General features: G+C 39.2%; 11 protein-coding genes. 10 read left to right on the forward strand and 1 reads right to left on the reverse strand.

From position 1 onward, the window contains the following. Positions 1 to 39 precede the first annotated feature (39 nt). From C9J36_RS02025 to C9J36_RS02045, 5 genes are all read left to right on the forward strand, one after another. On the forward strand, positions 40 to 2,454 hold the full coding sequence (locus C9J36_RS02025; protein ID WP_107942090.1) for an S-layer homology domain-containing protein: 2,415 nt from the start codon (positions 40 to 42) through the stop codon (positions 2,452 to 2,454). A 345-nt stretch (positions 2,455 to 2,799) separates the two neighbouring features. After that, a complete protein-coding gene (locus C9J36_RS02030; protein ID WP_107942091.1) occupies positions 2,800 to 6,843 on the forward strand; it encodes a hypothetical protein in 4,044 nt (1,347 codons plus the stop codon). A 382-nt stretch (positions 6,844 to 7,225) separates the two neighbouring features. Beyond that, positions 7,226 to 8,275 (forward strand): CAP and S-layer homology domain-containing protein, encoded by a 1,050-nt coding sequence (locus C9J36_RS02035; protein ID WP_107942092.1) that lies wholly within the window; start codon positions 7,226 to 7,228, stop codon positions 8,273 to 8,275. A gap of 255 nt (positions 8,276 to 8,530) precedes the next feature. Beyond that, on the forward strand, positions 8,531 to 9,448 hold the full coding sequence (locus C9J36_RS02040) for a C40 family peptidase (RefSeq protein ID WP_107942093.1): 918 nt from the start codon (positions 8,531 to 8,533) through the stop codon (positions 9,446 to 9,448). A gap of 379 nt (positions 9,449 to 9,827) precedes the next feature. Beyond that, complete coding sequence (locus C9J36_RS02045; protein WP_107942094.1) at positions 9,828 to 11,846, forward strand: N-acetylmuramoyl-L-alanine amidase; 2,019 nt, start codon at positions 9,828 to 9,830, stop codon at positions 11,844 to 11,846. A 490-nt stretch (positions 11,847 to 12,336) separates the two neighbouring features. Here the strand turns inward: C9J36_RS02045 and C9J36_RS02050 are convergent, their stop codons facing one another. Then, positions 12,337 to 14,328 carry an S-layer homology domain-containing protein gene (locus C9J36_RS02050; protein WP_235615997.1) on the reverse strand — a complete coding sequence of 664 codons (1,992 nt, stop codon included), beginning with the start codon at positions 14,326 to 14,328 and terminating at the stop codon, positions 12,337 to 12,339. A 259-nt stretch (positions 14,329 to 14,587) separates the two neighbouring features. Here C9J36_RS02050 and C9J36_RS02055 point away from each other — a divergent pair, with 259 nt between their 5' ends. The 5 genes from C9J36_RS02055 to C9J36_RS02080 all read left to right on the forward strand — a co-directional run bounded on the left by C9J36_RS02055 (position 14,588) and on the right by C9J36_RS02080 (position 24,546). Next, on the forward strand, positions 14,588 to 16,075 hold the full coding sequence (locus tag C9J36_RS02055) for an O-antigen ligase family protein (RefSeq protein ID WP_235615998.1): 1,488 nt from the start codon (positions 14,588 to 14,590) through the stop codon (positions 16,073 to 16,075). A gap of 638 nt (positions 16,076 to 16,713) precedes the next feature. Then, the gene (locus C9J36_RS17465) at positions 16,714 to 19,464 is read left to right on the forward strand and encodes an S-layer homology domain-containing protein (protein ID WP_235615999.1); all 2,751 of its coding nucleotides are present in this window, start codon (positions 16,714 to 16,716) and stop codon (positions 19,462 to 19,464) included. Between the two features lie 236 nt (positions 19,465 to 19,700). After that, positions 19,701 to 21,803 (forward strand): methyl-accepting chemotaxis protein, encoded by a 2,103-nt coding sequence (locus C9J36_RS02070; protein ID WP_107942095.1) that lies wholly within the window; start codon positions 19,701 to 19,703, stop codon positions 21,801 to 21,803. A 506-nt stretch (positions 21,804 to 22,309) separates the two neighbouring features. Further along, positions 22,310 to 23,452, forward strand: a complete 1,143-nt coding sequence (locus tag C9J36_RS02075) for a polysaccharide pyruvyl transferase family protein (protein ID WP_107942096.1) — start codon at positions 22,310 to 22,312, stop codon at positions 23,450 to 23,452. Further along, positions 23,449 to 24,546: a glycosyltransferase gene (locus tag C9J36_RS02080; protein ID WP_107942097.1), complete on the forward strand. Its 1,098-nt coding sequence runs from the start codon at positions 23,449 to 23,451 to the stop codon at positions 24,544 to 24,546. The genes C9J36_RS02075 and C9J36_RS02080 overlap by 4 nt, the downstream gene beginning before the upstream one ends. Positions 24,547 to 24,560: the final 14 nt, after the last annotated feature.

A 24,560-nucleotide genomic window follows, 5' to 3' on the forward strand; every position in this document is an offset into this window, starting at 1 on the left:
AAATAAGTTGAAGCATATGAAAGAAGGAGTTATAGCGAGATGAAGAAATTACTATCTACATTACTTGTGCTCTTGCTTGTTAGCTCTGCAATGACGCCAGCAGCTATTTATGCAGCGGAGGAGCAGAACGATAATGAACCACTTATTGGCACAGTGGAAGAGGAAACAGCGGCACCTGAACAAGTCGAGGGGCAAGAGGAGAAAGTAGAGGCAGAGGGCAAGCTCGCCGAGGAAGAGCAGCTAACTGAAGAAACGACGCCAAGTCTAGAAGAACAGTCTACAGTTGAGGCACAATATGTAACTGTTCCTCAAAAGCTAGCAGATATTCCAAATAGCTTTTGGGCTAAAAATGAAGTGATGCAGCTTGTTGAAATAGGCGCAATTAATGGTTATCCAGATGGAGAGTTCCGCCCGGCATTAACGATTTCAGTAGGACAGTCAACGAATCTGTTAAAGGGTGCTTTACAGTTACCAGAGGCGCCATATCAGCCGATTTTCAAAGATGTAAGTGAAAAATCAAGCTTTGCAGCAGGGGTATTTTCTACATATAAAGCAGGAATTTTTAAAGGCAAGAAAGATGGAACTTTCGGTGTAGCCGAACCATTAACACGTGAAATGATGGCATCGGCACTAGTGAATGCCTTTCATTTAAAGGATACAGGCGAGGCTATTACATTCAAGGATTGGGATAAAATTAGCGAGGCGCATCGTGAAAATGTCAAAATTCTAGCGCAGCACGGCATTACAACAGGGCGTGAAGATGGAACATATGACCCGAAAGCTGTCGTTAATCGTGTGACATTTGCTGTTATGATTCATCGTGCACTCGTTATGAACAATGATATTGTCGCAAAGGACTATACCATTGAAACGACACAACAGTCGAATTTTACATTGTTCCGTAAAGAAGCAAACTTTGTCCAAGTGACGAAGGGAGAAAGCCCGTTATACGTGCGTGCAGAGCAGCCAATTAAATTAACAAATACGAAAACTGAAAATTTTGGTGTTGCAACAGATACGATTTACTCATATAAAATTGGCTCACATGCTACATTAAAAGTGACGGTGCGCAAGCTGACAAACGGGGATGAATTTGTTTTTTCAACATTAACGAATACTGACAATGCTAAGGTGAGTGTTGATTTATTTCAAAAGCAATTGGGCGTAACGAATTTCCGTCTTTACCGCTATGACCGTTTCCCGATTTCAAAAAACTCAAATGATGTGTTCGGCTATGATTCATCTAGTTACCCAACAGGAATGATGCGCTTTATGACGAATGACCAGCTTGCTGGTGACCGCATGGTTGGACAGGCTTATCGTTCAAAGCAACTTGTGAAAACATATGATAATGGTGGCGCTAGCTATATGCGTGATTTACAAGCGGAGTATGAGGCCTTGTCATACATTTGGCTAGGAACAGACTTAATTTCGTATTATACGCTAAATTCACAAGGGCAGGACATTGTAGATACGTGGTATATGGATTCAAATGAGCGACTTTTTAAAACGGACGATGCGATGAATAAATGGATGATTGAAACCGCAGCGAATTATAAAAAGCGCAATAATTGGTATACTGCTGAAGGACCTTACAATAAAATGGCTACAACGACGGAGCCGATGCCAAAATCTTATCAAGGCTTCGGACGTAATTTATTGTTAGTAAAAGAGGATCGTGCACTTGTTTTATACAAGGAGCAAGGGGATCGTTACTTTGCAAACTTAGTGAAAAATTCCTTTATTAGCCTACAGAAATTTAAGGGTGATAAAACATATTGGGAAACAGAAGTGACAAGCACATATTTACAAGGCTTGTACGACATTCACGCACCGTTTATTGACACGCGTTTTAATGAGCAAATCGCATTATTCTACTATAATTCTGGAGCTGAATTTGAAATTCCGAATTACAAGGAGCCGCTACGAAATTATGCAGATTTAATCGTTTCTCAAAGAACAAATAACAATGTTATTCGTGTTAGCAGAGATAGTTATTATATTCCAGATTATTTCCCAATTAAGCAAAATGTCACAACCCACACATCAATGAATCATTTACTTGGTGGCATGAACATATTATTAATGGCTTATAATGAATTCGGTGATGCAAAATATCTCGAAACAGCAACAGCCATTGTAACAGCACTATCAATTGAAAAGGATAAATGGATTCGTTCAAATGGAGATATCTGGTATCGTGTGAACAAGGAAGGTCAATTCGCAGGTACAGACTACCAACATCTAACATTAGAGGATTTAATTCAATCCTATCGTTTATGGAAGGATATTGACCCAACCTATTTATACGTATTAGAGGAAATGATTTCCTCAAAAGCAGGCTATTTATCAACAAATCAATTCGGCTACACAATGAAAATTAAAAACGGCCTCGAAGCAATCGACATGCTTCACTATTTACCAGAAGGCCCACTATATACAGACGCATTATAGAAAAGAGCGTCCAAAATGCCGTGCAGTTGCCGACATTTTGGACGCTTTCGTTGATGTTTGAGGCTGATAAAGTTAGAGAGCGCTTGGCGATCAAAGGGAAGAAACGAAAATCTTGAAGAGCTTAGGTAAACCTAGGGATGTGGAATAAACCTCTGAAAACATGGAATAAACCTCGAAAAACATGGAATAAATCTCTGAAAACGTGGAATAAACATCAAAAAACGTAGAATAATCCCCATGCGTTTCGCAAAACTACATACAAATTCCTATCATCCACTTGAAAAAATATGCTTTTTACCGATAAATAACCTAAGTCGACTTACGCATGAGAGGATGAATAAAGACATGAACAACAAAGTACGCGTTGGAGTACTTGCTAGCTTGCTAGTAGCCCCTGCAACATTAGCGAGTGCAAATGAACAAGCACCAATCGTTCAGCAAAGTGAGCAGCAACCGTTTAATGTACTAGCGAATTTATCGGAAAGAGAAATATTGCTCCAGCAATTTATAACATTACAAGAAAATTCCACTTCTCAGAATATCGGGTATGCGAGAACTGCATTTAATAACTTAACTCCTGAACAGGAAGCTCTTTTAGAAGCGGACGAATATGATTTACTTGAAGCGAAGCTAGAATATATCGAGACGCATGTTGCCATTATTGAGGATTTAAAAAAGCTCAAAGCGGATATTGATAAGCTTGTTTTGACATCGCCGACATTAATAGCTGATGTGTCTCAAGCTAGAGCAGATTACGATGAAGCATTAGTGGATTTAGCTGCAGCACAGTTAGCTGTTAATAATGCTTTTAATGCAACGCCAGCTAGCGTGCTAAAAAGCTCCTTAGTTTATGCGGGGAATTTAGCACCTGATAATATTGTGTTGCTGCAAAAAACAGTGACGAATGCTAAATTGCTAGAAGACCGCGAGAAGGAGATTGTTAAGCCACAAGCGTTTATGGTTGGTTATGTTGACGATTTACAAAACCTTGATAAGGCTACTTATAAAGAAGTTATCGCGAAGGCGAAGGTAGCTTATGACGCCTTAAATGCGAATGAGAAAAAAATCATTGCGGCCTATCTTGTTGAAGATGGTGTAACAGCTTATCAGTTGCTGAAAAATGCCGAAAATTTTTTAAAGGCAGTGGATGAGGCGGATCAGCTTTATAAAACGATTTTGACGACAAATTATACGTCTGTCGGCACATTAAAATCAAAAATGAAAGACCTAGAGGCTGCTATTGTAGCGGTTGGTGAGGATTATGATCTCTATTTGGAACTGCCCCATTTAGCAGAGCTACGTAATGTATTAACTGTTGTTGAGGCGATCGATGGCTTAAAAGTGGAGCAATATCGTTCGACAGAAGAAGGGAATGATGAGACAGCATTAGAGAAAGTTGTGGCAGCCTTCAATGAAATCGACCCGCAGCATCAATACCGCGTGTTTAATGGGGATAAGTTGCAAACGGCAATAGCGGATGTTGAAGCGGCGGATGCTGTCGATGCGTTAATCGATGCACTCCTTATTGAGGAGCCAGCAACATTGCAGGCAGCGACGCAGGCCTATAATAAACTAACGACAACACAGAAAAAGCTTGTGGAAAAATTAGAAGTGTTGCAAGCATTCCAGCAAGATAATAAAAGCGCAGCAGCTGTTGTGAAAATGATTGACGAGCTGAAGCCGACACTTAGCACGAGCTATTTATCGAGGCTACGCGCGGCGGATGTTTCTTATAAGAAGTTACAAGGCGATTCAGCTGAGCCGAACGAAGCGATTCAGCATGTATTGAATTATCCAATATTAGTAAATTTACTGCAATTTGAGCCTGTTATCGATAAAGTCGTCAGCTTGAAGTTACCTAAGTCGGTGCAAGCGGAAGTTGAAGCATACGAAACTAACGTGCAAGAGGCTCGGACAGCATATGAGACAGCTTTAGCGATTCCGATTGCGGCGGATGACATACACAAAGAAGCACTTGAAGCTTTATTAAAAGCAGCTAACGATAGGCTGACAATAGCTGAGTACGATATTGCACGAGCTAAAAGCATTGGGACGGCGATTGAGGATTTGAAAACGAGTACTTCAAATGAGTTACTAAATAAAATAAGCATTGCGCGTTCACTTTACGACGAAAAATATGCTACGACAGAAACAACATTTACAGGTACATCCAGCAATGCGAAAAAGCTTGTTTATAATTACAGCGAGCTAAGCGCTTTGGAAAAGCAATATACGACTGTTTTGAAAGTAACAAATAGCATTGCGGCATTGCCGGGCTATTATGCAAAAACATCGTTGCTTAGCCGTATTCAATCTGCGCAAAAGGCATATGACGGTCTAGGTGCTACTATGCAAGGTTTTGTTCATAATAAAGCGGACTTAGATGCGCTGGCACCTGTTGCAGCGTTTATGCAAGATGTCAATGCGTTAAAGCCGAAAGATGCTAATTACGAAGCGAACGTGAAGCGATTATTAAATACAGATTATCCAGCGCTAAAAACGAATTTTGCAGCAGATAAAGATTTGACTGACATGCTAGAGGACAAATACGTATCGAAATTAGAGACAGCGATTGGAAATATCGATACTGCCGCAGCAGTGATAGGGAAAATCACTGCTTTACAAGGCAAAACGGGCCAGACAGTTGGCGATGACATCGCGGATATTAAAGCAGAATATAAAAAAGTAAAGCAAAAAAATCTTGTGACAAACTATGCTGAATTCCAAGCGATTGAGAAAAACTATAAGGCTGCCAATAAAGTCATAAAATTGATTGCTGATTTGCCGATAGCTTCGAGAGCGACAGCTAAAGATTACGCAAAAAAGGTAGAGGCTGCTAAAAAAGCGTATGATAAATTGACAACAGCCCAAAACGTTTATGTTTTCAATTATCTGGATTTATCATCTGTAGTCCAATCAGCAAAAGTAATTGGCATGATTGCGGATTTAAAGGTGACGAGCAAGGATTATTTGACGGATTTAGCGGCGGCGAAGGAAGCTTATGCGGCGCTATCTACTGGGGATCAGAGCAAGGTTGTTAATGCCCATTTACTAGATGAAGGCGATGCGATGAGAGGCACTGTAGAAAGTGTAGAGGCGCTCATTGCGGCAGCGATTCCATCCGCAAGCGATTATATTAATAAGTTGATTGAAGCGCGTCAGGGGTATGATTCTCTAGCGAAAAATGAGCAGCGCCTTGTAAGCAATTACAAGGATTTGACAACGCGTGAAAAAGCGGTGAAGCCTGTCTTGACATTGACAGAAAATATTGCGGCACTGGATCCGTCGAATGCCACGAAATTTATTTCGCAGTATAAATCAGCGATAAAGGCACACGAAAAATTAAGCTTTGCTGATCGGGCGCTTGTGGCGAATGAGCAGCGTTTAATAACGGAGCTAGCGCCAATATTCAAAGTGATGGAGCAAATTTCTCTTATTAAAGAATCGAGCAAAACATTTGTTGAAGATGTGACGAAGGCACGTGCGGCTTATAATGCATTATCTGCAGGCGACAAAGCGCAAATTTCTAACTATGCTCGTTTATTAGAGCAAGAGTTGAATGTACAAGGGGGCGCTCGTGTTGACGAGATGATTCGCTCCATTAAGAGCAGTAATCCGAAAGATTATGTGGCAAATGTGAAGGCGGCGCGTGCGGCATACAATTCACTAAGCTCTGCCAATAAAAAAGGTGTGACATTGCTGAATGAATTAAAAGCGGAGGAAAGCTATATTAAGCCTGTTGAAACAGTGATTGATTTAATTGATGGCTTATTTAATCCGCGCAATGATATGGCTAAGCAAGTAACAAAAATTCAAAAAGCTTTAGCAAAATTAAACAATGAGCAGCAGTCGTTCGTGACGAATATGGCAGATTACACAGATTTAGCGAGTGTTGTGCATGTTTATGATTTAATTGAAAAATTAAAGCCATCAGATAAATATTATATTGGTAATTTACAAGCAGCCCGAACGGCATATGAGAAGTTATCGCCAGAGGAAAAGATGCGCGTAACGAATTACTATAAGCTACAAGAGGCGATTACAAATGTTGAGGGCGTAGAAAACGTCATTAGCACGATTGCTAGCCTATCATCAAGCTCTAGCACATATTTTGATGATGTGGCGAAAGCAAGCGATTTATACAAAGCATTGCCATCTGCATTGAAAAAACAAGTGCATAACTACGATATTTTGAAAAATGCTGAAAAGAGCATTAAAAATGCGCAAAAAGTCATTACAACAATTGACCAAATTGACCCGACAGTGCGTACTTTTGAATCAAAAGTAAAGGCGGCACGTAAGGCATATGATAGATTAACAGCAGAAGAAAAAATATTAGTAATAAACTATACATTCTTAACTCGTTATGAATTAGAATTAGGATTATAACTAAGGGCGACCAAGAAGCCGTGCAGTTGCCAGCTTTTTGGTCGCTAGTGATGGTGTTTTAGCTTAATAAAATGGCGAGAGCTTTTTTGAAAACGAGAAAAACATAGAATTTAGCGGAATTTTTTAAGTACAAGATAGAAGGAATGCAAATTTTCTTTTAATGTGCTGCCAAAATAAGATTGCCTTCACTACATTGAGACGAGCTTTGTCTTTTATGGGTGGCTCTTAACATGGGTAACACAGGAGGAAGGCAATGAAAGAGTTGATTTGTCACAAAAATGGTGATACCAATTGACTTTTTCCTTTTCAAATTTTCATTGAACTTGCGAAACAGGGCTGCCTTTTTGGACAGCCCTAAATTTTACATTCAAGGGGTGGGAGGATGAGGAAAAAGCTTCTGATTATGCTACTGGCATTGTTTATTATCTTGCAATCCCCTGTGAAGGCGGAGGTTTATTATAAAGATTTATCAAGTACATATTGGGCGACACCGGCTATTACGAAGCTCGTGAACTTAGGCTATATGGAAGGCTTTCCAGACGGCACATTTAGACCGAATGAAGTAGTGACGAGGGCGGAGGCGGCAGCGATTATTGCGCGGGCAATAGGTGGTGACACTTCAACAAATTTTTCTTTGCAAGCTGTTGATGTAACATCGGCAAACCCATATTACATGGAAATTTGTCTATTAGCAGAGTTAGAAATTATTCAAAACAATGAATATTTCCAACCAGATGAGCCGCTACAGCGTGCACATCTAGCCAAAATAATTGCACTGGCCTTTCATATTACAACAGATGCCTATAATAAAGCAGCTTTCAAAGATTTGCCGAAAAATTATTGGGCTAAAGATTATATTGAATCATTGGCGGATATTGAAATCATTACGGGAAAAACAGCGGATAAATTTGAGCCAACAGCTCCTGTAACTCGTGCTCATTTAGCTGCTTTTACAGCAAGGGGAATGGAATTTCAAGACAAGGTTAAAAATTATGAGGTTGCCTATGATTATCTTGTGAGGGATTATATACCGACAATAGCTGAAAAAAAGAAAGATGCTCAGGAGGTCGTTGCCATTGTCAATAAGCTGAGGCAGGAGCATGGTCTTGACCCTGTGAAGCATGACTTGCTTTTATCACAATTAGCGGTAATTAAGGCGCGGGATATGGTAGAGCGTAATTATTTTGAACACAAATCGCCTCATTATGGTGCACCTTGGGATATGGCGGAGTTATTTGATTACTCTTATACGAGCTTTGGGGAAAATATTGCGCGCAATTATAATAGCGCGCAAGCCGTTACGGATGCTTGGATGGTGTCACCTACACATCGTGAAAATATTTTAAAATCAAGCTATACACATATTGGTATCGGCATTAAGCAGGCTACTAATGGTCAATATTATTGGGTACAGCTCTTTTCAAGTAAATAAAAAATGTTTAGCCCTTGAAAATAGCGGGTATGTAAAAAAATAGCGTGTAATATTACAATGTGTTTACGGAGTCGACATCTATATTACGAGTGAAAAATACAAAAAGCGTGAAATGGCAGCTAAAATGCTGTTATTTCGCGCTTTTTTCCATTTTGTCATCTGTCACACAAGTGAAAAGTTATAGCGCAGTTTTCTATGATAGTCTTTTAAGTGGGCATAAAGCCAATGGAAATTTGAAAGGAGTAATATTTTATTTTGAAAAAGCGAGTTTTATTACCTGTTTTTGCAGCATTTATGATTTTTGCAGGTGCAAATTCATATGAGGCAGAAGCAGCATCAGTAGACCAGTTAACGTCATCGGCTTATAAATATATTGGAACACCATATGTATACGGGGGAACGACATCGAATGGTTTTGATTGCTCAGGATTTACCCGTCAAGTTTTTAACGATTTAGGTATTTCATTGTCACGCACATCAGGTTCTCAGTATGGGCAGGGGCAAGCAGTTGCCAAAAGTAATTTGCAAGCAGGCGATTTAATATTTTTTAATACATCAGGAGCAGGCATCTCACATGTAGGAATATACATAGGTGATCAAAAATTTATCCACTCACAAACAGGTAAAGGTGTAAGTGTAACAAATATTAATGAATCCTATTGGGCGAAGCGTTATATTGGCGCTAAGCGCGTAACAAATTTTTCAACAAATGAAGTAGCAAAAGCAGAAGTTAAAAATGCACAAATTGATTTCTCCGTCTATGCTTCACGTGGGGAAGTGGCAATTCAATTAGCGGAGGCATTAAATCTTGATACATCAGATACAAATTCTCCATTTTCCGATATAAAGCCATCAGCAAAATATGCAGGTGCTGCAACAGCTTTAAGTAAAATTGGTGTTTTTTCAGGCGATGAAAATGGCAAATTCAATCCTGCGTCTCCTGTAACACGAGCGCAACTAGCAAAAATTTTAGTTGTCGCATTTGATTTACAGCAGCAAGGTGAGGCACCAACATTTTCGGATGTACCTGCATCACATTGGTCAAGTGACTATGTTGCTATTCTAGCATCTACAGGCATTACTGTTGGTAAAGGCGACGGCACATTTGCGGCAAATGACAATGTCACATTGACACATCTTGAGGCGTTTATTAACCGAGCAATGCAACAATAAGAGGAAAGGGTGCGTCTGAAAAGTCATTTAAGACGCACCCTTTGCAACGAGAAACCGCAGGAGCACATGTTTTTAGCAGATATTTAAGGCTGCTTGAAAAATGTCTACCTATTAGGGCGTTTCATTATAAGGAAGAAATTTGTTTAAAAAGGTTATAAACACTAAATCTAGTCGCTTTCCTTTGAATTTACAATGAAAAGCTTTAGAAGGGTAGGCTTTTTTTGCTTAAATTGTAACTTTTTGCGATAGACTACCGTCAAATCGTATGTCGAAATAAGATTTTCACAAAAAAGGTGGAATAAAGTCGAAATCTGGATTTCGCAGAAGGAAAATTTTTGTTACAATTAAATTGGTAAAGTAGAAGGGAGGAAAAGAGGCATTGTCTTTCAAAAAAGTCAGCCTGATGTTAATTGTCGTCATAATGTCAATGTTTAATATACATAATGTATATGCAAATGCGCGATTCGCCGATGTTCCTACTTCACATGGAGCGTATGGAGAGGTTAATTACTTAGTAGATTTAGGAGTAATTAAAGGATACACGGAGAATGGAAAAACAATATTTAAACCGAATGCGCCTGTTACACGTGGACAAGTTGCAAAAATGGTTGTGGAAGCTACGGGGAGCAAACCGTTAGTTGTTCAAAAATCATCTTTTTCTGATGTTCAAGTTGGAACAGAATTATCAGGCTATGTTGAGCGTGCCGTAGAATTAGGTTATTTCTCAGCTTACTCTCAAGGGAAATTTGGTCCCAATGTGCCACTAACGCGCGATGAAATGAGTAGAGTGCTTGTAAGTGCCTTCAACTTGGATGCGGAGGAATATGGTAAGCTGACAGTACCGTTTACAGATATTAAGCCAACAGATGCTTATTATAAATATATTGCAGCTATTTATTATAGTGGAATTACAAAAGGTGATACAACAGGTACGAAGTATAATGCGACAGAGGTTGTGAAGCGTTCACAGTTTGCCTCATTTATTGCTCGTGCTAAAAATGAAAAATATCGTTTGGATTTACCTGTTAAGGGTGTAACGATACCAAATGTTACCGATGCAATTGGGCAAGTGCGTGCGACTACTGATAATTTAAATATACGTTCTTCAGCCAACTCAGCGAACGCATCAAATATATTAGGCAAAGTAAACACAGGAGCGACATTCCATTTATATGAAATTGGCGCAGATGGGTGGTTAAAAATTGCTTATGAAGGGCGCTATGCTTATATTTCGAAAGATTACGCACAGCTTGTAGCAGCAGATGGACAAGCTTTAGATAAGGTAATTAAGGAAGTCAAAGCATTAGGAGATATCAACCTTTATAAAGCGCGCGATGTGAGTAGCCAAGCAATGGCTACAATCACAGACGATGCGACGATTAAAGTCTATGGCACGACGGGTAATTGGTATTTAACAGAGAAAAATGGCATTCCAGGCTATGTACGAATTTCACAAACGAAGGAAATTGCTGTTGAACCACCAGCTAATAATGATGATGAAACAGAAGCTCCTAACGATAGTAGTGAGGAGGAAACGCCACCGGTTGTCGGAACACCTGATCCAGAGCCGGAGGAACCTACAACACCAGAGGAGCCGTCTGTTGAAGAACCAGAAACGATAATACCACCAACGCTTAATACAACAACGATTGGTAGTGCAACGGTGGATGGACTGCATATTCGTGCATCTGCCTCAGGTTCGGCAGCCTCATTAGGCAAAATCAATCGTGGTACGCTAGTAGAAGTACATTCAATTTCAGGTAACTGGGCAAATATCACATATAATGGAACAACAGGTTATGTGCATAAAACATATTTGCGCTTTATTAACCAAACCGGCTCTAAAATAGCGGGTCGTATCATCGTCATTGACCCAGGTCATGGCGGTAAAGATCCAGGAACGACGCATGGCAAAACAATTCAAGAAAAAGAAATCACGTTGAAAGTATCGAATTTAGTAAAAGCTAAGCTCGAAGCAAGTGGGGCAGTAGTGAAGATGACACGTGTAGGAGATACGTATCCATCATTACAGGATCGTGTCGATTTTGCTAAAAATAATTATGCAGAAATGTTTGTCAGCATTCATGTAAACTCTGCTAGCTCGTCAGCTAAAGGTACAGAAACTTATTATAGTGTTAGTTCGAATGATAATGAGAAGGAAGACTTTGCTTTGGCAACAGCAATTAACAGTCAAATTGTTAAGCAAGCTAAGATGAACAATCGTGGTGTTAAGCGCGTGGACTATTATGTCATTAAAGGTCTTGTGCTTCCCGCTGTTTTAGTTGAGCTAGGCTTCATTTCAAATGAAGAGGATCGCAGTAAATTAACAGACGAAAAATATATTGAAATTTTTGCCCAAGCGATTTATGACGGCATTGTAGAATACTATAGTCGATAATAAAAACCTGTAGACTTTTCAAAGTCTACAGGTTTTTTGAGGATGTACCTAAAATTAAAAAATTGGCTATGAATTGGAGAGAATCGTCGGTAACTTAGAAGAATCATCCGTTAATAAGTAGGGCAGGAGAAGCCACAAATAAATCGTAAAAAGCCGCAAATAAAACAGGGCAAGTCGCAAATAAATCCGAGAAGTCGCAAATATATCGAGGGAAGTCGCAAATATATCGGGGAAGTCGCAAATATATCCGTATGTCCCGCCAATTAATAAGGCAGATTCCCTAATTAGTAGTCTTCACGCCTCTCTTTGTGGTCTTACTGTGTCCCAAGGTCCTAGATTTCCAAGGGGGCATTGCTTACCACCTTTTTACACAGCCTCACTTTGTTGCTTTCACTCCAATATCAGCCTGTTTTTAAGCATCTTAAAGCCCGAACAATTTGATAGAACCACTTTATTGTTCGGGCTTATTGATTGAGCTAGCTCGCTCGCTTTATAAAGGCTTGACTAAGTCGGAGCGAATCCAGACGAAGTCAGCTGGTGGGTTATCGTCCGAGTAGACTTTGTACCAGATGTAGCCGTCGCTGCCTGTTGCTTCTTCTACAATTGCTACAGGGTAGCCGAATGCGCCTGATTCACCAATGACCTTCGCTTTATATGTAAAGGCAATTGGTGAGGAAGTAGAGGGCTCCATACGTGCGTTGACAGTGCTACCATCATTAAGAACCATAGCTAAACGACCTTGTTTATAGTCTTTCCGACCGAAGCGATTATCTAGGCGGTACATATGACCTGCGATTTTGCTACCCCAAAACGGGTCTGATGCGTAATGGACATTCATACCAGTTGTTTTATTACCTGGAACAGCGCCCTTTGCGTAACCACCTGATTGAGGTGTGTAGTTTTTATTGACATATTGATTAATAAACGCTAAGACGCTATCATTTGGCGTTGCGTAAGTTGAACCTGCTTCTTCATTTGCATCAAAAACACGTATGCCAAAAATATTATTTTTCTGAAGTGCGTTTGTGCTTATACCATAATCACTTTCATGTACCGCTGTTGCTAAAATAAATAATGCGTTGACATGATGCTCTTGTTCCACCGTTTTTAAAAATGCGCCAAGCCCAAGTAGGCGAGACTCAGTTAAAATATTTGCATAGCGAGGCGCAACTGTGCGACGCTCTTCAAGAATTGTATTAATCATATAATCTAGCTCTTCAGCCGTGTAATTCGTTGGCTGGCGTAAGGATGCAAATTGGAAGTATTGATAATGCTTACCAACAAGCTGTCCGTTTGTATTATAGAAATGCACTCCGTCTGTACCGTAATAATGAACACCTGGTGCCATAAAGCTTGGTGCTTCACCTATTACATATTCACCAATATAGGCTTGTTTAATATGATCGTAGAGCTTGTGCGATAGCATGCCGTTAAGTACATAATAATAGTCACGCCCTTTAATAAGTGAAGTAGGTGTTAGCGTAATTTCACTTATTTTTGCATAGCCCTTTGTATCGCCAGCTTGTACGATTGCATACGTATCATTGCTGCCAAAGTATTTAAGCTCAGAGCCTTCAACGACATATGTTAAAGCGTTAGTAAAGTCTTTATTGCCATAGATTGTTACTGTGTTTGCTGCCACATCAGCGGCAGAGGCGATGCCAGAGCTCATTTTAATAATTTTATCGCCTTGGAAAAGCAGATTAACATTTTTTGATGCTTCATAAGCGGCCTCTGCCTGTTCGTATGTAACGTATACAGTTGGCTGCTTTGTTATAGTTGTGTCAGAAATAGTGCCTACATAATAGCTGTTATTATTCGTTTCGACAGGTGGTGGCTCAGGACTCACCGTGTCGTCTTGTCCATATTGCTGTGCCGTGACGTTCATACGATATAAAAATGCTGCTGCATGTGCGATTGTTGCAGAACCTTGAGGGTTGAAAAACACACCCTTTTTCTCGTGTGAACCACGAACGATATTATAGTAAACAGATGTAGCAACTGCCTCATGGAATTGTTTGCTAATTTTATTATTATCATTAAAAGTTAATGGTGCTGCTTTGAGTGGAACATTCAAATAGCGCAAAGCTTTGTAAAGCATTGCAGCCATATGCTGGCGCGTAATTTTTTCATTTGGTCTAAATGTTCCATCAGGGTAGCCACCTAAAATGCCAGAGCCTGCTGCTGCTTGTATTTCAAATGTTAAAGAATCACCGACTTTTAAATCTGAAAATTGAAATTTATCCGATGCAGGTAAATTAAGAGCACGTGTAATATAGGCAGCAAATTCGCCGCGTGTTACAGCACGATTAGGATTATAATTTCCTTTACTATCCGGCAAAATGACACCTAGGTTTGCCCAATGCGTCAGCTCATTTACCATCTGATGCCCTTTAATATCACTCGCATAAGATGTAGATGGCATGACCACTGTTAGCGCTAAAATAATAGTGATGACGAGGGTTGTTATTTTTTTTATCACAAAAAGATCCTCCTTTCAATCTATAATAGTTTAACAGCATTTTTAATAGATGGATAGGAGGGAAATAGTTTGTAATAATATTGTAATCTCCGATGGTAGAATGGTAACGGAGAAATCATTGCCTCACTCGCAATTCCGTTGTAATAATAGCGTAACCATATTATACTTAGAAACGTCTTATATTATAATAGTTAGTAGTTGCAACCATATACATAGAAGGCGCGTTTCACTTAAGGAGAGAAAATGAAAGAGAGGGTTCATGTCTATAATGAAAGATTTGTCAGTGAAAATTGGGAAGCAGGAGTGGCTTGAAATAGCGTTGGCAATTGCCGTGTTAATTGCAGCGACGATTATCCCTTCTAAAATTGCGTTAATAAGTACGGCTGTATTTTTCACGTTATTTGCTTTCTTTAAGCCATTTCAGAGCTTAGTTATTTTAATCCCATACGTTATTTTTAGGTCATTCTTTATTGAATTGAACCCAGGAATGAAATTGATTGGGGATTTGATTACATTTGTTGTGCTAGGAAGATTGCTTTTATTCAACCTTAAAAACTTTAAAACATTTTTCCATTTTAAAAAGTTTGAGTTAGCATTTTTCTTATTTTTAATTTTAGGCGCAATAGTTGGTTATATGAATGGGGTAAGTCTAGGCTCTATTATATTCCAAGTACGTACATTTTTAATTATGTACCTATTATATTACGTTTTAAGCCGCAGTAAGCTTCCAGCTAATTTCTTTGTAAAACTTGCATGGATTACAGTGATATCAGGTATTGTACTATTTGTGCAAGGGATTGTGGAGAAATTATCGATGCGTATGATGTGGATGCCGGAAGTGTGGACGCAAAAGGTATTATCATCGACAAACTTTGTGCGTATTTATGGCCTATTGAACAACCCGAACTCATTAGCATTAGTTATGTTCTTCGCCATTTGTGCCGCTGTATTTTTACGCTTTGTTTATAAGGATGGTCAGTACAAGTATTTATTAGTTGTATCGCAAGTAGCATTTACAGGTATGCTGCTACTCACTTTATCACGTGGTGCATGGATTGCTTCAATTACGTTCGCTATATTCTTTATATTGCTAGCGCGCAATTGGAAAATGTTAAAAAGTATTGCGATTACGCTTATTGCATCTATCCTACTCGTTTATTTACCGACAAATTTAGGGTTGCAATATTTGCAAAGCATCGGTATAGAAAACGATGTAGCACCTGAAGATATTGGGGGCGGAATTAGCAACCGCTTTGCTGAAACGTTAGACGAGGATAATTTAGCTTTAATGAATGAAAGCGGTCGTATTTTCTATATTAAAAAAGGCTTTGAAGTGTTGAAGGATTACCCAATTGCTGGGGCGGGCTTTGGTACTTTCGGCGGCTCGGCAACATTGAGCTATGATTCACCGATTTATGAAAAATATAATATTCGCTCAGATATTTATGGCGGTAAAAACTTCTATTCAGATAATCAATACATTCAAGTAATAGCGGAAACAGGCGCGCTAGGCGTCTTGTTATTTGCCAGCTTCCTATTATTGATGGTGTGGCTGTTTTGGAAGGAGCGCCGTGCAACTTTTGGGCAATATATGTTTGCTTTATGGTTTGCAACAGGTGTGTGCGGATTCTTTTATAATATTTGGGAACTTAAAGTATATACGATGTTCTTCTTTATGATTTTCGCCATTTTTGCAAGCAATCGTCATTTATACCCGATGCTCGACTTGAATAAGGATGGAGAATAAATCGATAAAGTACTGTGGACGAGGCTCTGTTATATTTAAGAAACGCCAATAGGATAGAGAAGTCGCAAATATATTCTAACAACTTCAAATAAATCATAATAAAAGTGCCTGAAAAACATAGCAATCGCAATGTTCTTTAGGCACTTCCCACATTTATGGGCATGTTAAAATCGAAAAACTCAGGGAGTTGTCCGAAAAGTCCATTTTGTTTTGACGCTGCATTGAAATCAATGTTTTCATCGCTTCCCTTTTACTGAAGGATAAAGCTGCTAAAGTCAATGTTCATCCCATTTTTAAAAGAGGCGTTCCCTGTTTATATGAATCAATATTTTGCGAAACATCATCGCTACTGTCAAAAATGCCGGCTATGCAAGGATTTTTGGACAGCCCCCTTGAAAAGGAATCTTCAAAAAATTCCAAACTAGCGTTAGTAGAGCTGTAATTGATATCTAAAAAAGTTACGCTAGTAATTATTTCAATGGGCCTCAACAAAAGACATATGTTTGTAATAGAATCTCATTGAAAAATTTGTTAATGTAATAGAGTAGAAAACTTATCTTGATTTGGGGTAATTCGAGATAAAGCATTTAATCAAACGAGAGGAAGTGACTTGCTTCGATTTTCATTGGAGCGGAAAAATGAAACGCATATTTTTAAGGTTATTTAGTGCAATGCTGATGTTTTCAATTGTTTTTGGAGGAGCAACTAGCGGATATGCATTCCAAACGACGAATGATACATACCCACTGTCGCAAGGAGTAAAGTATTCGAATTATACATATACGCAATCAAAGATAAATCATTTACAAGTGGATTTGTCGAATCCGTATACAAAATTAACAGTCGGCTTACCGTCACCAATTAACTCATTACTGACGACGACAGATCATGCAAATCGTAATTCAAAGGAAGGTAATCGTGTAGTAGGGGCAATCAACTCTAACTTTTTTAATATGGGAGACGGTTATCCACTTTATTTATTATCGCAAAATAACGCAATTGTGACACCGAGCGTTATATCTTCATCTAGCTCTAATTATGTGAGTCAGCCGATTGCTTTCGGTATTACAGCGAATGGCAATGCAGAAATTGCTTACTATAATAGTAATATCATTGTTAACTATAAAGGTGAGGATATTAAAGTAAGTGGCTTGAACGTTACGCGTGGCACAGACCAAGCTGTCATTTATACACCTCAGCACCATAGCTCGCAAACACCAAATGGTGGTAAGGGTATGGAATTTGTTGTTGAAACAGGCAATACAATAGGTGCTACTCGCTTTGGGCAAACGATGGCAGGGAAAGTAACAGCAATTCGTGGCTATGATGATGAGCAAAAAGCAAAAATCCCACGTAATGGCTTTGTTCTATCATTTAATGGTTCAAAATGGGGCGATAAATTCCGAAATATTAAAGTCGGTGATGATATTTCTGTTACCTTCTCGATTGATGATCGTTGGATGGATGCCCAATTTATGATGGCAAGTGGTCCGCTATTGGTGCTAGATGGTAAAGTGAACTTGACGATGGATGCGAATAGTTCACGTGCAAAAGAAATAGCACCGCGTACAGCAGTTGCTATTAGTAAAGATAAAAAGACTGTACATCTTATTACAGTTGATGGACGACAAGGTTCAAGCAACGGGATGACATTAACACAGTTCGCTAATTATTTAGTGCGACTGGGCGTAGACCGAGCGATTAACCTTGATGGGGGTGGTTCCACAGCGATGGGAATTCGTAAATATGGCAGCAATACAGTCGTATTAGCGAATAGTCCATCAGGTGGCTCACAGCGTCGCGTATCAGCTATTTTACAAGCAGTGAGCACAGGGGCAACGGGTACTGCAACAACAATGAAAGTTACGCGTGATCAGGTTGGCTCTTTATTAGTAGGAGCAAGTGTTAAACTGACACCTGAGTATGTATTAGATGAGCATTACAACCCACTACCAGTAAATGCAAGTAATTTTGCTGTGACAGCACAAAATGGACTCGTTTCAGTAGATGGACTTAGCTTCACAGGGGTGAGTGCAGGGAGTGAACGTGTTACAGTAACATACGGTAATGCGGCACAAACAATGGCATTCAATGTATTAGATGCACCAGTAAGCCTGAAAATTTCAGCGCCTGCAACAACAATTGACCCGGGTGCCTCATTGCAATTAAAAGCAACAGCAACAGGGCAAAACAATGAAAATTTAATTTACGCAGCGTCTCAACTAGAATGGTCTGTGGATAGTGAATACGGAACAATTTCCCAAACAGGCCTATTTAAGTCAAATGGCAAGCTTGGCAAAGCATTAGTTAGCGCGAAGCTAGGTACAAAAACAGTAACGCAGGAAATCGATGTAAAACAAACATTTACACAACAAGTATTTGCTATTTCTAATTTTGAGAAGTCTGATGAATGGCGTGTAGAAACGGCATTAACAACGGCTCAAGCAACGTTAGAAAGCTCAAAAACAATTGGTAAGCAAGGCAATTATTCAATGAAGTTAACATACGATATGACAGGCAATAAGGAAGGAACAGCTGCTGCATATTTACGTTTGAATTCATTAATTCAATTACCAGCAGAGCCGATTAAACTTGGTGTATGGGTATATGGTGATGGCAATGGCACTTGGGTGCGCGGACAAATTCGCGACGTAGCGGGTGGAAAGCATACGATTGACTTCACGGAAGAAAACGGCCAAACGTGGACAGGTTGGAAATATATTGAGGCAGACATCCCGAAAGACATTCCGAAGCCAATATCACTAGAATCTATTTATATTGTACAGCCAGCTTTGGAGAAGCAAAAAGCAGGTACATTATACTTTGATAAGCTACAAGCAATTTACTCGTCTAATTATGAGGAAGCACCATTTACAGATATTAGTGTGAAGCATAATTATAAAAAAGAGATTCAATATTTAGTAGAAGCGGGTTTAATTAACGGTTACGGTGATGGTTCCTTTAAGCCAGAGCAAGCATTAACACGCGCACATGCAGCTGTACTGCTTACACGAGCGTTAGATTTAGACACGAAGTCGATTTCCAACCCAGGTTTTAAAGATGTGGCAACAAGCCATCCTTACTATAAGGAAATCGCAGCAATCGTTAACGCAGGAATTATGAATGGTACGGGGCAAGGGATATTTGATCCAAATGCGAAGCTAACACGTGCACAAATGGCGAAAATTTTAGTCATGGCCTATGATTTAAAAGGCACAACAACGACTAAATTTAAAGATGTGAGCACACAGCACTGGTCATATGACTTTGTCCACACATTGGCGGCAAACAAAATTACAACAGGCTATGAGGATAACACATTCAAGCCGGGCTTAGAAGTATCGCGTGTCCACTTTAGCTTATTCTTATATCGAACAATAACAAAATAAAATATGTGGAAAGAGCTGTTAGGAAAGATTTACTATCCTACAGCTCTTTTGATTTAGCAAATATTACATTAAAAAAGAGGAAATCTTGAATAAATCATGAAATTTTAATGATATACTGAACAAACAGCCGATAAAACTAACAGGGGGTGATTTTTACAAAAAAGTAATATCTAGATAAGTGGAAAGTAATTAATTTATTTTACTATTTTCATCAGCTTACATAAGGAGGGGGCATTATGAAGAAGAGACAGAGTATCCCATTAAAGTTATCTTCTATTATTATCGGAGTATTTATTTTATTATTTATTACCTATATGTTGGTAACAGGGGCTATTATTAAAAATCAAAATGTCGCTGATGCTGAAAAATTAACATTAACAACCGCAGAGCAATCTACTTTAAAAATGAGTGAGCGCTTTAAAAAGGCGAGTACGACGCTAATTACAACCAAGGGGATATTAGAGAATTTAAGAAATAATAATGATCTTTATGGAGATGACGTATTAGAAATTATTGCGTCTAACTTACATAATAATGAAGATATTATGGGGGCAGGTGCTGTACTTGAGCGCAATTCATTTGAGGTTGATGCAGTATCTGCAGGGCGTTATGTCGATTCGCAAGGTCGCTTTATTCCATATTTGTGGAAGGAGGAGCAATCTATTGATATAACGATGCTAAATGATTTAGATGATAGACAGGTATCGGAGTGGTATTGGATACCAAAAGAGCAAAAGCGTATGACGTTAGTTGAGCCATATCCGTATGAGGTAAATGGACAAATTGTGCCGATGACGACTGTTGCAGTTCCTTTAATTGATTCACGAGGTAATGTGTTTGGTGCATTAACTGCCGATATTTCAATTGAATTTTTAAATGAATTGATTGCAGCAGACACACCTATAGGAGGCTATGCAGCAATCGTTTCTAACGCTGGTGAACTTGTTGCAGATAGCCTCGGGGAAAGTGGTGGCAACGTGGAGTCATACAGCGGAATTGCATGGGAATCTATTAAGCAACAAATAGCAAGTGGCGAAACGGCAAGTATGTATGAATATTCTCAACAATTAAAGGATACGTCCTATATGATTTTCAAGCCGATGGTATTGGAGGGAATCGAGGAGAAATGGGCAGTGCAATTCGTCCTACCAGAATCGGTTATTTTAGAGCAGTATAATCAAATCGTATGGATTGCGGTAATTTCTGCGGTCATTATTATTTCTGTAATGGCGTTAATTAGTATTTGGTATATTTTCAAGCAGCTTCGACCGTTGAAATATTTACGCGAATCTATGGAGGCAGCTGCATCTGGTAATTTAACAAAAACGATTGACCCAAAATATATTAAGCCTGATGAAATTGGTACTGTGACGCTGGCTTATAATAATATGATTGAGCAGACTAGTGAAATTATTAAAACTGTACAAAATTCAACGGAAACATTGAATGATGCTACGGCACATGTTACGAATTCCTTTAATGAAATTACAGCTTCTAGCGTGGAGGTAGCGACGGCAATTGATGAGATTGCACAAGGAACATCTAAGCAATCAGAGGATACGGAGGAAACAAACTACCGTATGATGGATTTATCAGATGAACTCGATACATTATCCTCTATTTCAAATAATATGGACGAGCTATCAAAGCAAACACAAGAGACGATTTCGAATGGAATGAATGAAGTTGTTAGCTTGCGTGAGCATAATGCACAAACAAATAACATGAATACACGTATTCAACAACAAATGCATACATTGGCGACAGATATTTCAAATATCAATAATATTATCGCTTCAATACAGGGGATAACAGAACAGACAAATTTACTCGCATTGAATGCAAGTATAGAAGCTGCTCGGGCAGGCGAGCATGGAAAAGGCTTTGCTGTTGTAGCAGAGGAAGTCCGTAATCTAGCGGAGCAATCGAAGAAGGAAACCGAAATTATTCGCGAAACAGTTGCGGGAATTTTAGAAAACTCCCGACAAACTGTGGAAGTAATTGATGCCAATGCGCAATTATTAGATAGGCAAAATGCATCTGTGCATAGTACAGAGCAGGCATTTAAAAATAATAGCGAGCTAACATTGTCGCTTACAACTGCTATTGAAAAACTAAAAGAGCAGCTTGAAAATATGCTAGAGCATAAAAATCAAGCAACGATGGCCATTCAAAGTATCTCTGCAATATCAGAGCAAACGGCAGCCTCAGCAGAAGAGGTAAGCGCTACTGCGCAATCACAGCAAAACGAGCTATTCAATGTGTCACAAGCTGTAATGAATGTAGAGAAAACGTCAAAAGAGCTACAAGAGGCGGTTCAACGCTTTACTTTAAATTAGGAGATTGAGGTTGAAGGCGTCCAAAAAAGCCGTGCAGTTGCCGGTATTTTGGACGTCTTTACTTATGTTTGGATAAAGGGCTTCCTTTGAAAATGTGGTGAACACTAGTTTTAACGATATTTACCTTTCATTTAATGCGTTGCCCAAACAAATTAGACCTTTCAGACAGCCTTACCCTTTTTTATTAAAACTCTCAAAAGCTAGAAAGTCGCAAATATATTTGAGGAGTCGCAAATAAATCAAGGCAAGTCGCAAATATATTTGAAAAGTCGCAAATAAATCAAGGCAAGTCGCAAATATATCCGAGAAAATGCAAATAAATCAACGCAAGCCACACATAAAAAATCAAGATGTAATGCGTATGGGATTACGACAATTTTAGTCAGGCAGGCCTTTCTTTCTTTTCTTTCTTAAACGGCATATATGCTATACTAAATGATAGAACTAAGCGAAGAAAAAAGCGTCATATATTTAGAGACATTGAATTAAAAAGGATGAATGCATAAGTGAAAATAGGAATTGTTGGTAACTACGGAAATGATAATAATGGAGATGAGGCAATTTTATTAAGCATTATACGTCAGCTTGAAAAAGCCTTTAGCATCCCAACTGAAAATATCGTTGTATTCAGTAATAACCCGAAGCAAACAGCACAGCGCTATAATGTTCAAAGCTATCCGCTCTATCATAAAAACGGCAATGCGCCAAAAACGTTTATTAAAACATATCGAGAAAACTCGAAAATTGTAAAAGGATTAGATTTTGTCGTGATTGGCGGCGGTGGTATTTTAATGGATTTATATAAACGTGAGGCTCCGCTCTATGGTTCCTATGCGATGATGGCGAAAAATGCAGGAGTGCCGTATGTTGTCTATGGCTGTGGTGCGGGTCCCTTATATACAGGACTTGGCAAATGGTTCATTCGTTATATGGCAAAGCATTCACAAAATATTTCCGTGCGTGACCCCCAATCGAAGGCATTGCTTGAATCAATTGGCGTGAAATGCGATGTTCATATCATTGGCGACCCGGCCTTTAGTTTAGAGGTGGAGCGTGAGCACTATAGCGAGCAACCGAAGAAAATTGGTGTAACTGCTGTGCCTTATTACAATGCATCTTACTGGCCAACAGGCGACGAGGAAAAATATCATAATTATATTGCGGGTATGGCAAAAAATTTAGACCGTGTAATTGAAGAGCAAAATGTGGAAATAACATTTTTTGCTACGAAATACCCACAGGATGCAGATGTAACAAAGGATATTCAAAAGCTGATGAAGCACGGAGAGCGTACAACGATTATTGATGAGAATTGCCCGCCACAGCGAATATTGGAGTTAACAGCTACATTTGATGTATTGATTGGTACACGTCTACATTCGCTTATTTTGGCGACAGACACAAAAACACCGATTATTGGCGTATCATATCACGTGAAGGTCAATGATTTTTTACAAATGGCCGGGCTTGGAGACTATTCATTAGCTATCGATACATTGCATGCCCGCGATGATTATTTCAGTACATTATTCAATCAGTTGCAGGCAGATTGGCCAGCAGCTAAAGCGCTAGCAAAGGTAACAAATGATGCCTTTAAAGAGAAGTCGGCACTTGGTTTACAGCTATTACAGGCAGGTGCAAAGCGATGAAAAAAGCGTTAATTATTAGCAATATGTATCCGACAAAGGAGCATTTAGCTTATGGCGTTTTTGTAAAAAATCAAGTAACACAATTAAATGCAGCAGGCGTTGAAACGCTTATTGCAGTAAATGATAATCCTGCAACAGGTAAAAAAAATGTATTGAAAAAATATGCGAAATGGGCTTTAAATGTGCTGGCAACATTTCGCAAAAATAAACGCAACATCAGCTTGACACATGCGCATTATGTTTTTCCAAGCGGCATGTTTAGCTATTACTTAAAGAAGCGCTATAATGTACCGTATGTTGTGACTGCACATGGCGGTGATATTAATAAAATGGCGAAGAAAAGCGCTCGTATTAAAGGCTATACTACAAAGATTCTACAGCATGCCGACCATGTAATTGCAGTCGGCGAGGAACTAGCGCAAACGATACAAGCAGATTACGGCATTGAAGCTAGTCGTATATCCATTATGAGCATGGGAATTAATCGCGACGTATTTCAGCAGACGGACAAGCAGCAAATGCAACAAACCCTTGCGATGGATAGTGCGTGTACAAATTTTTTATTCGTCGGCAATATTATTGAAGAAAAAGGCGTGCTTGAGCTTGTAACTGCATTTCAACAGCTAGAGAAAATGCATGCTGGAAAGATTGCACTTTACTGTATTGGCTCTACAAAGGACACAGGCTTTACAGCGAAGATAAAATCGCTTGTGGAAAGCAAGCAAATCCATTTTATCGAGCCAATGCCACAAGCAGAGTTAGCTCGTTATTTCCAAGCAGCAGATGTATTTGTACTACCATCTTACATCGAAGGATTAGGGCTTGTTGCATTAGAGGCAATGAGCTGTGGGACACCTGTTATAGCATCGAGTGTGGGTGGCTTGCAATATATGCTAGCAGATGGAGCGGGTGTGCTTGTACCACCAAAGAATGCCAAAGCACTACAAGACGCAATGGAACAAGCTTTAACTGGCATAGCTCTCAACGAAGAAAAAGTGCAAGAACTGCTAATTACCCATGATGCTCAAAATATTACCGAAAGATTAAAGAAGATTTACCTAGATATAGCAGGTTCTAAGGTCAATCACAAATAAACAGGAGAAGTTGC

It is taken from the genome of Metasolibacillus fluoroglycofenilyticus (assembly GCF_003049645.1).
Taxonomy (GTDB): Bacteria; Bacillota; Bacilli; order Bacillales_A; family Planococcaceae; genus Metasolibacillus; species Metasolibacillus fluoroglycofenilyticus.

Bases quoted from the DNA above. Each gene is read 5' to 3' on its own strand.
- C9J36_RS02025 (WP_107942090.1), top strand. From the start codon at position 40: ATGAAGAAATTACTATCTACATTACTTGTGCTCTTGCTTGTTAGCTCT.
- C9J36_RS02035 (WP_107942092.1), top strand. From the start codon at position 7,226: ATGAGGAAAAAGCTTCTGATTATGCTACTGGCATTGTTTATTATCTTG.
- C9J36_RS02055 (WP_235615998.1), top strand. From the start codon at position 14,588: ATGTCTATAATGAAAGATTTGTCAGTGAAAATTGGGAAGCAGGAGTGG.
- C9J36_RS17465 (WP_235615999.1), top strand. From the start codon at position 16,714: ATGAAACGCATATTTTTAAGGTTATTTAGTGCAATGCTGATGTTTTCA.
- C9J36_RS02070 (WP_107942095.1), top strand. From the start codon at position 19,701: ATGAAGAAGAGACAGAGTATCCCATTAAAGTTATCTTCTATTATTATC.
- C9J36_RS02030 (WP_107942091.1), top strand. From the start codon at position 2,800: ATGAACAACAAAGTACGCGTTGGAGTACTTGCTAGCTTGCTAGTAGCC.
- C9J36_RS02080 (WP_107942097.1), top strand. From the start codon at position 23,449: ATGAAAAAAGCGTTAATTATTAGCAATATGTATCCGACAAAGGAGCAT.